General features: G+C 55.6%; 12 protein-coding genes. 7 read left to right on the forward strand and 5 right to left on the reverse strand.

Translation table 11 applies throughout. The features are described from left to right. Positions 1-132: 132 nt before the first annotated feature. On the forward strand, positions 133-1632 hold the full coding sequence (gene pitA, locus ABFI50_RS07830) for an inorganic phosphate transporter PitA (RefSeq protein WP_023337922.1): 1500 nt from the start codon (positions 133-135) through the stop codon (positions 1630-1632). A gap of 53 nt (positions 1633-1685) precedes the next feature. Here pitA and uspB read toward each other — a convergent pair whose 3' ends face one another. Next, positions 1686-2021 carry a universal stress protein UspB gene (gene uspB / locus ABFI50_RS07835; protein WP_003861224.1) on the reverse strand — a complete coding sequence of 112 codons (336 nt, stop codon included), beginning with the start codon at positions 2019-2021 and terminating at the stop codon, positions 1686-1688. A 283-nt stretch (positions 2022-2304) separates the two neighbouring features. On the opposite strand from uspB, the gene uspA reads away from it, so the two are divergent. Continuing rightward, positions 2305-2742, forward strand: a complete 438-nt coding sequence (gene uspA / locus ABFI50_RS07840; RefSeq protein ID WP_003861223.1) for a universal stress protein UspA — start codon at positions 2305-2307, stop codon at positions 2740-2742. 97 nt (positions 2743-2839) lie between these two features. Here the strand turns inward: uspA and rsmJ are convergent, their stop codons facing one another. Then, on the reverse strand, positions 2840-3592 hold the full coding sequence (rsmJ, locus tag ABFI50_RS07845) for a 16S rRNA (guanine(1516)-N(2))-methyltransferase RsmJ (RefSeq protein WP_014885581.1): 753 nt from the start codon (positions 3590-3592) through the stop codon (positions 2840-2842). Between the two features lie 6 nt (positions 3593-3598). After that, positions 3599-5641, reverse strand: coding sequence for an oligopeptidase A (prlC, locus tag ABFI50_RS07850; RefSeq protein WP_023331525.1), 2043 nt, complete (start codon positions 5639-5641; stop codon positions 3599-3601). Positions 5642-5847: 206 nt separating this feature from the next. On the opposite strand from prlC, the gene ABFI50_RS07855 reads away from it, so the two are divergent. The 3 genes from ABFI50_RS07855 to ABFI50_RS07865 all read left to right on the forward strand — a co-directional run bounded on the left by ABFI50_RS07855 (position 5848) and on the right by ABFI50_RS07865 (position 9949). Next, on the forward strand, positions 5848-6690 hold the full coding sequence (locus tag ABFI50_RS07855; protein WP_014885583.1) for a 23S rRNA (adenine(2030)-N(6))-methyltransferase RlmJ: 843 nt from the start codon (positions 5848-5850) through the stop codon (positions 6688-6690). Between the two features lie 71 nt (positions 6691-6761). Beyond that, complete coding sequence (gene gorA, locus ABFI50_RS07860; RefSeq protein ID WP_023331526.1) at positions 6762-8114, forward strand: glutathione-disulfide reductase; 1353 nt, start codon at positions 6762-6764, stop codon at positions 8112-8114. Between the two features lie 185 nt (positions 8115-8299). Next, positions 8300-9949, forward strand: a complete 1650-nt coding sequence (locus ABFI50_RS07865) for an alpha,alpha-trehalase (protein ID WP_014885585.1) — start codon at positions 8300-8302, stop codon at positions 9947-9949. Between the two features lie 50 nt (positions 9950-9999). Here ABFI50_RS07865 and ABFI50_RS07870 read toward each other — a convergent pair whose 3' ends face one another. After that, the gene (locus ABFI50_RS07870) at positions 10000-11589 is read right to left on the reverse strand and encodes an STY4199 family HEPN domain-containing protein (RefSeq protein ID WP_096218275.1); all 1590 of its coding nucleotides are present in this window, start codon (positions 11587-11589) and stop codon (positions 10000-10002) included. Between the two features lie 146 nt (positions 11590-11735). Between ABFI50_RS07870 and ABFI50_RS07875 the strand changes: the two genes are divergently transcribed. Together ABFI50_RS07875 and ABFI50_RS07880 are read left to right on the forward strand one after the other, a co-directional pair. After that, a complete protein-coding gene (locus tag ABFI50_RS07875) occupies positions 11736-12275 on the forward strand; it encodes a GNAT family protein (protein WP_201404873.1) in 540 nt (179 codons plus the stop codon). A gap of 71 nt (positions 12276-12346) precedes the next feature. Next, a complete protein-coding gene (locus ABFI50_RS07880) occupies positions 12347-12685 on the forward strand; it encodes a lysozyme (RefSeq protein ID WP_014885588.1) in 339 nt (112 codons plus the stop codon). Here ABFI50_RS07880 and ABFI50_RS07885 read toward each other — a convergent pair. After that, complete coding sequence (locus ABFI50_RS07885) at positions 12664-13266, reverse strand: response regulator transcription factor (RefSeq protein ID WP_014885589.1); 603 nt, start codon at positions 13264-13266, stop codon at positions 12664-12666. The genes ABFI50_RS07880 and ABFI50_RS07885 overlap by 22 nt on opposite strands. Between the last annotated feature and the right edge of the window lie 70 nt (positions 13267-13336).

Below are 13336 nucleotides of genomic sequence, written 5' to 3' on the forward strand. Positions count from 1 at the left end.
AACGATTATCCCTTCAAGCACTTTTCTCAAATCAGGTGGTATGTCAAAAAAAGTCTATATTTCACTTTGCCCGTTGCGCATTTGTCCTGGATAATGCGCCGCGTTCATGTCCTCAAAATGGCGTAACGTCCTATGCTACATTTGTTTGCCGGCCTGGATTTACATACCGGGCTTTTATTATTGCTTGCTCTGGTTTTTGTACTGTTTTACGAAGCGATCAACGGCTTCCACGACACTGCAAACGCAGTAGCAACGGTTATCTACACTCGCGCAATGCGATCGCAACTTGCGGTTGTTATGGCGGCGGTATTTAACTTTTTTGGTGTCCTTCTGGGCGGACTGAGCGTGGCGTATGCGATCGTGCATATGTTGCCAACGGATCTGCTGCTTAACGTGAGTTCCGGTCATGGCCTTGCCATGGTGTTCTCAATGCTGCTTGCTGCCATTATCTGGAACCTCGGTACCTGGTATTTTGGCCTGCCTGCATCCAGCTCTCACACTCTCATCGGCGCGATTATCGGTATCGGGTTAACTAACGCCCTGATGACCGGGACATCCGTCGTTGATGCGCTGAACCTGCCTAAAGTACTGGGCATTTTCGGTTCTTTGATCATCTCTCCAATTGTGGGTCTGGTGGTTGCGGGTGGATTGATTTTCATCCTGCGTCGCTACTGGAGCAACACCAAGAAACGTGCGCGCATCCACCTGACGCCAGCAGAGCGTGAGAAGAAAGACGGTAAGAAAAAACCGCCATTCTGGACGCGTATCGCGCTGATCATTTCCGCTATCGGCGTGGCCTTCTCTCATGGCGCGAACGATGGGCAGAAAGGCATTGGTCTGGTGATGCTGGTACTGATCGGTGTCGCACCGGCAGGTTTCGTGGTTAACATGAACGCCTCTGGTTACGAAATCACCCGTACCCGTGATGCCGTCAACAACGTTGAGACCTATTTCCAGCAGCATCCCGATCTGCTTAAAAAAGCGACCGGCGTTGATCAGTTGATCCCATCTCCGGAAGCCGGTGCAACTACCGCGCCGGGCGAATTCCACTGCCATCCGGCAAACGCGATTAACGCGCTGGAACGCGCCAAAGGCATGCTGGGCGATATCGAAAGCTACGACAAACTGGCCGTTGAACAGCGTGGTCAGCTGCGTCGTATCATGCTCTGCATCTCTGACGTGACCGATAAAGTCGCGAAACTGCCAGAGGTGAATGCCGACGACAAACGTCTTCTGAAGAAACTGAAAAGCGATATGCTCAACACCATTGAGTACGCGCCAATCTGGATCATCATGGCCGTCGCGCTGGCACTGGGTATCGGTACAATGATTGGCTGGCGTCGCGTAGCGACCACCATCGGCGAGAAGATCGGTAAGAAAGGCATGACCTATGCGCAGGGGATGTCCGCGCAGATGACGGCGGCGGTTTCTATCGGCCTGGCGAGCTACACCGGGATGCCGGTATCCACCACCCACGTACTCTCCTCGTCCGTGGCAGGTACCATGATTGTTGACGGTGGCGGTCTGCAGCGCAAAACCGTGACCAACATCCTGATGGCCTGGGTGTTCACCCTTCCGGCGTCCATCCTGCTGTCTGGTGGTCTGTACTGGATTTCGCTGAAGCTGATCTAATCAGCTGAAGGCGACAAAAAGCGGGTCAGGAAACTGACCCGCTTTTTTTATGCTCAGTGCCAAATCATCAATGCAATCATACTGACCACAACCAGCCCGCACAGGGCGCTGGTCAGAATGAACTGCCGACGCAGACGCTCGCAGCGACGGATAAACTCTTCATCGTGATGATCGCGGTAACGCTGGTAGTAGATGTATCCCACCAGTCGCATCTGTTTGCTGGGCTGTCCATGCGAGGTGAAGAACCCTCCACCGTCCACATACTGATAAAGCAACGGATCGCAACCACGAAGTACCACTAACAGCGCACGTAACGATGAGAAGTAGCGCGCCATATTCACTATGCAAACTACGCATAACGCCCAAAACAATGCGACGGTGCTAATCATACATCCTCCCCGGCGTCCGCCCACGGAGCAAGGCTCCTGAGCTCCCGCACCCCAATGCCCTGACAGACAGTTCAGTGAAAGAATGACCAAAAGTCGATCCGGTTCGCGTTTTAATATCCGAACGGCTCATTAAATAGTGTAGGAGATCCGTTAATTTTTTTGCCACAAGGTTAATCGTTATCAACACCAAAGCTTGAAAAATATGTTTAACTGGGCCGTAATGAAAGTATCAGACGACGGCATTCTCATTTAGTCATCGATAACTTAAGGAAGGAGTAACACTATGGCTTACAAACACATTCTCATCGCGGTAGACCTCTCTCCGGAGAGCAAAGTGCTGGTTGATAAAGCGGTATCCATGGCACGCCCCTACAACGCGAAAGTTTCCCTGATTCACGTTGATGTGAATTACTCCGACCTCTATACCGGTCTGATCGACGTGAATCTCGGCGATATGCAGAAGCGCATCTCCGAAGAGACGCATCACGCCCTGAGCGAACTGTCCACCAACGCGGGCTACCCGATTACCGAGACCCTGAGCGGCAGCGGCGACCTGGGTCAGGTATTGGTTGATGCGATTAAGAAATATGACATGGACCTGGTCGTATGCGGTCACCACCAGGACTTCTGGAGCAAGCTGATGTCGTCCGCGCGCCAGCTGATCAACACCGTTCACGTGGATATGCTGATTGTTCCACTGCGTGACGAAGAAGACGAGTAAGTGCGTTAAATTCTCCTCACCCTAACCCTCTCCCAAAGGGAGAAGGAATAGATCGAGGATGTAGGCCGGGTAAGGCGAAGCCGCCACCCGGCTTTTTTTATTCCGGTGTACCTGAATAGATATCAAACCGGTGCCCTTTCGTGGTCACCGCGTTAGTCGTGGCCACGTCCGCCAGCGGCGGCGCGTAGTCAGGGCGCTTCACCACCACCCGCTTCGTCGCGAGCTGTCTGGCAGGCTCCAGCAGACCATCTGCATCTAAATCCGGCCCCACCAGCGACTGAAACACCCGCATCTCTTTCTTCACCAGCGCGCTTTTCTGCTTATGCGGGAACATCGGGTCGAGATAGACTACCTGCGGGCGCGGGGTGATATCAGTGAGCGCCGTCAGGCTGGAGGCGTGGATCAACTGCAACCGCTCCTGCAGCCACGGGCCGATTTCCGGGTCCGCGTAGCCACGCGTCAGCCCGTCGTCGAGCAATGCGGCGACCACCGGGTTACGCTCCAGCATTCGCACACGACAGCCAACAGACGCCAGCACAAACGCATCGCGACCCAGCCCCGCCGTGGCATCGACCACGTCCGGAAGATAGTTCCCTTTAACCCCCACCGCTTTGGCCACCGCCTCGCCGCGACCGCCGCCGAACTTGCGCCGGTGCGCCATCGCACCGCCGACAAAATCGACAAAAATCCCGCCGAGTTTCGGTTCGTCGCGCTTACGTAATTCAAGATGCTCCGGTGTCATCACCAGCGCCATCAGGTTATCTTCATCGTGCTCCAGCCCCCAGCGGGCCGCCAGAACAGATAAGGCGCCGTCTCCGGCGCCTGTTTCATCCACTAAGCAGATTTTCACGAACTATCAGCCTTTGATCCCGTAATGCTCAAGCATCGCATCCAGCTGCGGCTCACGGCCACGGAAGCGTTTGAACAGTACCATTGGCTCCTCAGAACCGCCGCGGGTCAGGATGTTATCGAGGAACGACTGGCCGGTTTCACGGTTGAAGATCCCCTCTTCTTCGAAGCGGGAGAAAGCATCCGCTGCCAGCACGTCGGCCCACAGGTAGCTGTAGTAACCTGCCGCATAGCCGCCTGCGAAGATGTGACTGAACGCATGCGGGAAGCGGCCCCAGGTTGGCCCAGGGATCACAGCAACCTGCTTTTTAATCTCGGCCAGCGTTTCGAGGATTTTCGCCCCTTGTTCCGGGCTAAACTCGGCGTGCAGACGGAAATCAAACAGGCCGAACTCCAGCTGACGCAGAATGAACATCGCTGCCTGATAGTTTTTGGCCGCCAGCATTTTATCCAGCAGCTCTTTTGGCAGCGGTTCGCCGGTCTCATAGTGACCAGAGATAAACGCCAGCGCGTCCGGCTCCCAGCACCAGTTTTCCATAAACTGGCTTGGCAGCTCGACCGCATCCCACGGTACCCCGCTGATGCCAGCCACGCCTGCGGTTTCGATGCGGGTCAGCATGTGATGCAGACCGTGACCGAACTCGTGGAACAGGGTGATCACTTCGTCGTGAGTGAACAGCGCAGGTTTGCCATTCACCGGACGGTTAAAGTTACAGGTCAGGTAAGCGACCGGCTTTTGCAGAGAACCGTCGGCTTTACGCATCTGGCCGACGCAGTCATCCATCCACGCTCCGCCACGCTTATTCTCACGCGCGTAGAGATCAAGGTAGAAGCTGCCGCGCAGCTCATTCTTGTCGTCATACAATTCGAAGAAGCGCACGTCCGGATGCCAGACGTCGATATCGGTTCGCTCTTTGGCTGTGATGCCGTAGATGCGCTTCACCACTTCGAACAGGCCGTTAACGGCTTTATTTTCCGGGAAGTACGGGCGCAGCTGCTCGTCGCTGATGCTGTAAAGATGCTGCTTCTGTTTTTCGCTGTAGTACGCAATATCCCACGGCTGCAGCTCGTCCACGCCGAACTCCGCTTTCGCAAAAGCACGCAGCTGAGCCAGCTCTTTCTCACCCTGAGGACGGGCGCGTTTTGCCAGATCGGTCAGGAAGTCGAGCACCTGCTGTGGGTTCTCCGCCATTTTGGTGGCGAGGGATTTGTCGGCGTAGTTTTCGAAGCCCAGCAGCTGTGCCAGCTCGTGACGCAGGGCGAGGATTTCCGCCATCACCGGGCTGTTGTCCCACTTACCGGCATTCGGCCCCTGATCGGAGGCGCGCGTGCTGTAGGCGCGGTACATCTCTTCACGCAGTGCCTGGTTGTCGCAGTAGGTCATTACCGGCAGGTAGCTAGGGATATCCAGCGTTAACAGATAGCCTTCCTGCTCTTTCGCTTCGGCCTGCGCTTTCGCTGCTGCCAGCGCGCTTTCCGGCATCCCGGCCAGCTCGGATTCATCGGTAATCAGCTTCGTCCAGCCCATGGTGGCGTCGAGGACGTTGTTGCTGTACTGGTTGCCCAGCTCGGACAGGCGCGCGGCGATTTCACCGTAGCGAACCTGCTTCTCTTTTGGCAGACCAATCCCGGACAGCTCGAAATCACGCAGGGCGTTATCGACCGATTTTTTCTGCGCCGTGTTTAGCTCGGCGTAATGGTCGCCGTCACGCAGATCGCGATACGCTTTGTACAGCCCTTCGTGTTGGCCGACCCAGGTGCTGTACTCCGAGAGCAGCGGCAGGGTCTGTTCATAGGCCTCGCGCAGTTCCGGGCTGTTTTTCACCGAGTTCAGGTGGCTTACCGGGGAAAAGATACGCCCCAGCACGTCGTCCACTTCGGCCAGCGGCTGACACAGATTTTCCCAGGTGTACGGTGCGCCCTGCGCCACCACGCTTTCTACCGCCGCGCGGCAGTTGTCCAGCGATTGCGTAACGGCTGGAACCACATGCTCAGGGAGGATTTTAGAAAACGGCGGCAACGAAAAAGGCGTCAGTAATGGATTGGTCATAAACGCTGTCCTGTTGAAATAGGTGAATGAAGCGCGCATCCGGCGCTGTGCATATCATTAATTAATGGGGTTAAGTGTAGAGGATTTCAATGCCGGACGTCGTGGAAAAGCGCCCGGTGGCGCTGCGCTTACCGGGCCTGCGGGTAATCTGTGCCGTTCTGCTGTAAACTGTGGCAAATCGTCAATTCAGCGGAAAATCATTACCCATGCTCAGTTATCGCCACAGCTTCCACGCTGGCAACCATGCCGACGTCCTCAAACACACCGTTCAGAGCCTGATCATTGAATCGCTCAAAGAGAAAGAGAAGCCGTTTCTCTATCTGGACACCCACGCGGGCGCGGGCCGTTATCAGCTAAGCGGCGAGCATGCCGAGCGTACCGGTGAATATCTGGAAGGGATCGCCCGCATCTGGCAGCAGGACGACCTGCCAGCCGAACTGGAACCGTACATCGGCGTGGTGAACCACTTCAACCGCAACGGCCAGCTGCGCTACTACCCAGGCTCACCGCTGATTGCCCGCCAGCTGCTGCGCGAGCAGGACAGCATTCAGCTGACCGAACTGCATCCGAGCGATTTCCCGCTGTTGCGCTCTGAGTTTCAGAAAGATAACCGCGCCCGCGTGGAGAAAGCCGACGGCTACCAGCAGCTGAAAGCCAAACTGCCGCCCGTTTCCCGCCGCGGCCTGGTGCTGATCGATCCGCCGTACGAAATCAAAACCGACTATCAGGCGGTGGTGACCGGCATCCACGAAGGCTACAAACGTTTTGCCACCGGCACTTACGCCCTGTGGTACCCGGTGGTGCTGCGCGCGCAAATCAAACGCATGATCAAAGATCTGGAAGCGACCGGGATCCGCAAAATCCTCCAGATTGAGCTGGCCGTGCGCCCGGACAGCGACCAGCGCGGCATGACCGCCTCCGGCATGATTGTGATTAACCCGCCGTGGAAGCTCGAAGCGCAGATGAACAACGTACTGCCGTGGCTGCACAAAACGCTGGTGCCAGCGGGTACAGGCCACGCCACCGTCAGTTGGATCGTGCCGGAGTAATCGCAGCCATCGGTGGAAACTATTGATTTCAGGTATACAATCGCGGCAATTCACGATTAAGGATAAAAGCTATGACTAAGCATTATGACTACATCGCAATCGGCGGCGGCAGCGGCGGCATCGCCTCCATCAACCGCGCGGCCATGTATGGCCAGAAATGTGCGCTGATCGAAGCTAAAGCGCTGGGCGGCACCTGCGTGAACGTGGGTTGTGTACCGAAGAAGGTGATGTGGCACGCGGCGCAAATCCGCGAAGCGATCCATATGTACGGCCCGGATTACGGCTTTGACACCACCCTCAATCACTTTGACTGGGACAAGCTGATCGCCAGCCGTACCGCCTACATCGACCGTATTCACACCTCCTACGACAACGTGCTGGGTAAGAACAATGTCGATGTGATCCACGGCTTTGCCCGCTTTGTGGATGCGAAAACGATCGAAGTGAACGGTGAGACGATCACCGCCGATCATATCCTGATCGCCACCGGCGGTCGTCCGAGCCACCCGGACATTCCGGGCGTGGAATACGGCATCGACTCAGACGGTTTCTTTGAACTGCCTGCCCTGCCTAAGCGCGTTGCCGTGGTTGGCGCGGGTTACATTGCGGTAGAGCTGGCGGGCGTAATCAACGGCCTGGGCGCGGAAGCGCATCTGTTTGTGCGTAAACACGCGCCGCTGCGCAGCTTTGACCCGCTGATTGTCGAGACGCTGGTTGAAGTCATGAACGCTGAAGGCCCAACACTCCACACCCACGCGGTGCCGAAAGCGGTAGTGAAAAATGCGGACGGCAGCCTGACGCTGGAGCTGGAAGATGGCCGCAGCCAGACCGTCGACTGCCTGATCTGGGCGATTGGTCGTGAACCGGCAAATGACAACTTTAACCTGGCCGTGACCGGCGTGAAAACCGACGAAAAAGGCTATATCGTCGTCGATAAGTTCCAGAACACCAGCGTACCGGGCATTTACGCAGTCGGCGATAACACCGGTGCCGTAGAGCTGACCCCGGTGGCCGTTGCGGCGGGACGTCGTCTCTCCGAACGTCTGTTTAATAACAAGCCTGACGAGCATCTCGATTACACCAACATCCCGACCGTGGTCTTCAGCCATCCGCCCATCGGCACCGTTGGCTTAACCGAGCCGCAGGCGCGCGAGCAGTATGGCGACGACCAGGTGAAAGTGTATAAATCCGCGTTCACCGCGATGTATACCGCCGTCACCTCTCACCGTCAGCCGTGCCGCATGAAGCTGGTCTGCGTCGGTCCGGACGAGAAGATTGTGGGTATCCACGGCATTGGCTTCGGCATGGATGAGATCCTGCAGGGCTTCGCCGTGGCGCTGAAAATGGGCGCGACCAAGAAAGACTTCGACAACACCGTGGCAATCCATCCGACCGCCGCGGAAGAATTTGTTACCATGCGTTAAGGCAGAAGCCCCTCCCCGGAGGGGCTTTTTTTATTCACATTCATAAATCGTTGCAAAACGAATGCTCCGAAAATAGTGATCTACCGCACATTTCCCTCCCCATCTACCGAAGCGAATGTCTACGCTTATAAGACGCCCGGAAAAAAACTGTCTTTAAGTACACACAACCGGAGGTCCCTATCACCATGTTCAACCAGAAACTACAGGCTACCGAGAATATCGAATTCGAGATCGCAGAAGAGCTGCGCTACGAGACCGATCCCTGCGAGTTGAAACTGGATGAAATGATTGAGGCGGAGCCGGAACCCGAAATGATCGAGGGGCTACCCGCCTCCGATGCCCTGACGCCCGCCGATCGCTATCTGGAACTGTTCGAGCATGTTCAGTCAACACGCCTGTTCGCGGACAGCAAAACCTTCCCTGACTGCGCGCCGAAGATGGACCCGCTGGATATCCTGATCCGCTATCGTAAAGTGAAACGTCACCGGGATTTCGACCTGCGCCAGTTTGTAGAGAACCACTTCTGGCTACCGGCCACCTACGGCACGGAATATGTTTCTGACCCCGGTCTGTCGCTAAAAGAGCACATTGACAGCCTGTGGCCGGTGCTGACGCGCGAACCGCAGGACCATATCCCCTGGTCCTCTCTGCTGGTGTTACCGCAGGCCTATATTGTGCCCGGCGGGCGATTCAGTGAGACCTATTACTGGGACTCCTATTTCTCCATGCTGGGGCTGGCGGAGAGCGGACGTAACGACCTGCTGAAGTGTATGGCGGATAACTTCGCGTGGCTGATCGAACGCTACGGGCATATCCCAAACGGTAACCGTACCTATTACCTCAGCCGCTCTCAGCCGCCGGTCTTTGCCCTGATGGTCGAGTTGTTTGAAGAGGACGGGGTACGCGGCGCGAAGCGTTACCTTGAGCACCTCAAGATGGAGCACGCCTTCTGGATGGACGGTGCAGAGTCGCTGCTGCTTAATCAGGCCTATCGCAGCGCGGTCCGTATGCCGGATGGATCATTGCTCAACCGCTACTGGGACGACCGCGATACGCCCCGGGACGAATCGTGGATTGAGGACGTAGAAACGGCCCGTCACTCCGGACGTCCGCCAAACGAAGTGTATCGGGACTTGCGCGCGGGTGCAGCCTCAGGCTGGGATTACTCCTCCCGCTGGCTGCGTGAGCCTGGCCGACTGGCCAGCATTCGCACCACGCAGTTTATCCCTATCGATTTGAATGCCTTCCTGTTCAAGCTGGAGAGTACTATCGCCAATATCTCGGCGTCGAAAGGGGATAAAGAGACCGCTGAACTGTTCCATCAGAAGGCCAGCGATCGCCGCGCCGCGATTAACCGCTACCTCTGGGATGAAGAAAGCGGCTGCTATCGCGACTATGACTGGCGCCGCGAAGTGATGGCGCTGTTCTCTGCCGCGAGCATTGTGCCGCTGTACGTCGGTATGGCCACGCATGAACAGGCCGATCGACTGTCGGATGCGGTGAAAACGCGACTGCTGACGCCGGGCGGGATTCTGGCAACCGAGTATGAAACCGGCGAGCAGTGGGATAAACCCAACGGCTGGGCCCCGCTGCAGTGGATGGCCATTCAGGGGTTCAAGCAGTATGGCAATGACTCACTGGGCGATGAGATCGCCTGGAGCTGGCTGCAGACGGTGAATCATTTTTATAAGACCCACCACAAGCTGATTGAGAAGTATCATATCGCCAGCAGTACGCCACGCGAGGGGGGCGGGGGTGAGTATCCCCTTCAGGACGGCTTCGGCTGGACCAACGGCGTAGTGCGACGGCTGATAGGGTTGTATGGGGAGCCTTGAGTGGGGTGCGGTCTGGTGCCCTCTCCCACAACAGGGAGAGGGTAAAGGGATCAGCGGATAACCTCATAAATGGCAGTCTGAATGGACTGCCATTTTTTCGTGGTGGCATCCGGTTGCGACTGCGCACGCCGCGTAGCCATATCCAGATCGTGCTGCTGGCGCTTCACCACGGCGGGCACGGTGCAGAACGCTTTGAGATACGCTTTACGCACTGAGGTCAGGGATTCACCGTTCGACATCGCGTGGCTGAGCGTGTTGATAAAGCGACGGCATGGCTTCTCTTCCGTCATGTTCCGTCGGTAGCGCAGCATGAGTTCCAGCACGTCGTCATGGCCTGCCGACATCGCCTCTTCGGTCCATGACAGCTTCCAGTCCATCCCGCCCTGCAAAAAGAGCTGCGCGACACGGGTATCGTTGCGGTTAATCGCTGAACGGAAATTATTGTCGTCCCAGGTCACCCCCATGCGGGTCAGCGTCTCGCGCGCAGAAGGGGTTTCGCGCATATCCTTCGGCGGAGCCGCTTGCGCAGTGTGTTCGGCCGATGGCTGCGGTTTGCTGCTGGTCACCAGCCAGAAGCCGCCCACCAGGATGGCGATTACCATCACGCCAACCGCGCCCCATAACGCACCGGAGATAAGCTGCTCACGCTGTTCGGGCGTGCGCGGCGCGCGCTGGGTCGGCTTTTCAATCGTGTCACGAACCTCAAACAGATCGCCACCGGTAACACGATCCATTTTCTGCGCCTTTTCCCAGAAAGTGTGCAGTTCACTGGCGTCCACCGCCATCAATCCGGCCGGGTTGACGCGCGTTCTCCCCTCTTCGAATGCACGTTGAACCGGTCGGGATATCTGCATGTAGTAGTTATCCAGCAGCTGAATTTGCGCCGAACTTAACGTTTTCTGAACCGTGATGTTGTTGCGAATTTGCCGAATATCATCAAGGAAGGTTTGCAGCGTTTTACGCGGTTCTACCAGGAGCGTCAGCATGGCAGGATCGTTAAACAGCGAGGCGTAATACCGGCTGAACTCTTTTTTATCCACCAGCATCTGCGCCAGTTCACTGAACATCATCCCACTCAGGATATCGTTGATCTCCCCGAGCTTCAGCCAGCGTCTTACCCGGTCGGCATTAAATAAGGTCTTAAGATGATTATTGAGCCGCACCTGATCGGGCCAGGCCTGCTGAATAAGTCCTTTAATCATCAGCTCAATGGCGCGAACCTGCTTGTGCGCCTGCTGTTGCTGCAGTTCGCTACCCGTTGCCAGCTCCGTGCTGTAAGTCAGCAACGGTTGCTGCAAACGAAGATGTTCCAGCGTGGTCACAAAGCGCATCGCCGCAATCAGCTGGTTTTCGCTGACATCCTGCCCGCTTTCATACTGTGGAACGCGCTGCTGCAGCAGGCGCAGCTGCAGCGTAAATTCCGACATCTCGGCATCATTCAGATTGAGCGTCTTCGCAACGGCTGCCCATCCCCCGAGCGCTAAACGTGCGCTATCCAGTTGTTCCAGGAGCCAGCGTGGATCTTTTCCCTCAGAAACATGTACATTCAGGAGAAGCAAAATTTCAACCGACGCCTGGCGAATGACCGCCAGACAGTGTTCAAACTGTTCGCGAATATGATGTGATGTGCTGAGAGTCATTGTTTTCCTTAAGCGACAACGAAGACATCAGGAATGGGCACTTATGGCCATTTTTCTTTTATTTATACATGCTTAACCATACCTGACTTTCTGTTGAAATAAAGTGACAACCCTAAAATCATTAAAAATGTTTCAGGAGAATCTTAATGCCGGTTTTAATGACTTCACGCCTGAACTGCTCGCCTCTGCAGGAGCATGACTGGCCCTTTTTTCTGGCGTTGCAGCAACATCCTGACGTGATGCGCTTTGTGGCGGAAAACCGTCCCGTTGCCGCGATTCGTGAGGCGTTTGATTCTCGTCTGCCCCTCTGGACGCCGGGCAGCACGCACTGGCTGTGTCTCGTCGTCCGTGATGCCACCTCTCAGGCACCGCTGGGCGTGACCGGGTATATTCATCGTGAGGACGATTGCGCTGAAGTGGGCTTTCTTTTTGCACCCGAGGCGCAGGGGAAAGGTTACGGTTTCGAATCCCTGCAGGCGCTTTGCGATTACGCCTTTCGTGAGGGCGGACTACGTCGGCTCACCGCCACCGTCACGGCGGGAAATATCGCCTCCAGACGTCTGCTGGAAAAAGCCCACTTTCGTCTGGAGGGGGAGCTTCGCGAGAGCTATTACCTTTCTGGACGCTGGCAAAATGACTGGTTATTGGGCCTATTACGGCACGAATATCTTAACCATACCGCCTGATCAACAGCCATTTGGCGGATATTCTTCATTGTTCAATTCCTCTACAGTATCGCCATTACGAGGAAATGAATATGAAAGGTCATGCGCTGAATATCTCTTATGCCGCCATTGATTTAATAAAGAAGCATCAGGGGCTTTCACTGGAGAAATATCGTGATGAAAATGGTTTATGGGTGATCGGCTATGGACATGCGATCCATGAGGAGGACAATTTTCACGGAGGCATTACTCCGCTCCAGGCAGAATGTTTGCTTCAGGAAGATATTCAGTTATGTGAGAGGCTGCTGCGGGAAAATATAACACGCCCATTAACCCAACAGCAGCATGATGCATTGGTAGTATTGATATTCAGTTTCGCCGAGACGCCTTCACGTCTGAACGCGCTGTATCAGGCTATCGCCCGGGTATAGTACATGGCCGCCTGAGTCCGGTTTTTCACCTCCAGCCGCCGAAAAAGTGCTTCCAGATGCGCTTTTACCGTGGCCGCGCTGATGTTGAGATTGCGGCCAATCTCTTTATTTGACTCCCCCGCTGCCAGCAGTTTGAGTACCTCGCGCTGACGCTCGCTTAAACAGAGTAACGGCTGTGCTGATGATTGCTGGCTAACCCACTCCCCGGGAAAGCAGACCATCCCTCTCGACACGGAATCCAGCACGGCGGCAAACCGTTCGGGGTTAGCGTTACGGGGGATAATGGCCATCACGTTTCGCTGCATGAGCTGCTCAACCCATCTGGCCTCTTTTCTTGCCAGAACCATAATCACCCGTATCGCCGGGAAGGAATCCATAAGCTCTTCCAGGAAAGCACTCTCCTCTTCCTGGATCAAATTGCCGTCAATCATCACGATAGCAGACGGTGAAGCAGATATTTGCCCCCATAAATCGTCCGCCTGACAAGCGCCCGTTATATTTATTTCAGGAATTAACTCCTGCAGACCGTGTATCGCTCCATGAATAAATATCGACTGCCTGTCAAACATGATTACTCGCATCGTTTTTCTCCCTCTGAGAATAGCGAAGGGGGATTCTACAGAGGCAGTATTTAAGAAAAAACTCAATGAA

The sequence above is a fragment of the Enterobacter sp. HNDS-6 genome, from assembly GCF_039850505.1.
Taxonomy (GTDB): domain Bacteria; phylum Pseudomonadota; class Gammaproteobacteria; order Enterobacterales; family Enterobacteriaceae; genus Enterobacter; species Enterobacter kobei.

Bases quoted from the DNA above. Each gene is read 5' to 3' on its own strand.
- pitA (WP_023337922.1), top strand. From the start codon at position 133: ATGCTACATTTGTTTGCCGGCCTGGATTTACATACCGGGCTTTTATTA.
- uspB (WP_003861224.1), bottom strand. From the start codon at position 2,021: ATGATTAGCACCGTCGCATTGTTTTGGGCGTTATGCGTAGTTTGCATA.
- uspA (WP_003861223.1), top strand. From the start codon at position 2,305: ATGGCTTACAAACACATTCTCATCGCGGTAGACCTCTCTCCGGAGAGC.
- prlC (WP_023331525.1), bottom strand. From the start codon at position 5,641: ATGACCAATCCATTACTGACGCCTTTTTCGTTGCCGCCGTTTTCTAAA.
- ABFI50_RS07855 (WP_014885583.1), top strand. From the start codon at position 5,848: ATGCTCAGTTATCGCCACAGCTTCCACGCTGGCAACCATGCCGACGTC.
- gorA (WP_023331526.1), top strand. From the start codon at position 6,762: ATGACTAAGCATTATGACTACATCGCAATCGGCGGCGGCAGCGGCGGC.
- ABFI50_RS07865 (WP_014885585.1), top strand. From the start codon at position 8,300: ATGTTCAACCAGAAACTACAGGCTACCGAGAATATCGAATTCGAGATC.
- ABFI50_RS07870 (WP_096218275.1), bottom strand. From the start codon at position 11,589: ATGACTCTCAGCACATCACATCATATTCGCGAACAGTTTGAACACTGT.
- ABFI50_RS07875 (WP_201404873.1), top strand. From the start codon at position 11,736: ATGCCGGTTTTAATGACTTCACGCCTGAACTGCTCGCCTCTGCAGGAG.
- ABFI50_RS07880 (WP_014885588.1), top strand. From the start codon at position 12,347: ATGAAAGGTCATGCGCTGAATATCTCTTATGCCGCCATTGATTTAATA.
- ABFI50_RS07885 (WP_014885589.1), bottom strand. From the start codon at position 13,266: ATGCGAGTAATCATGTTTGACAGGCAGTCGATATTTATTCATGGAGCG.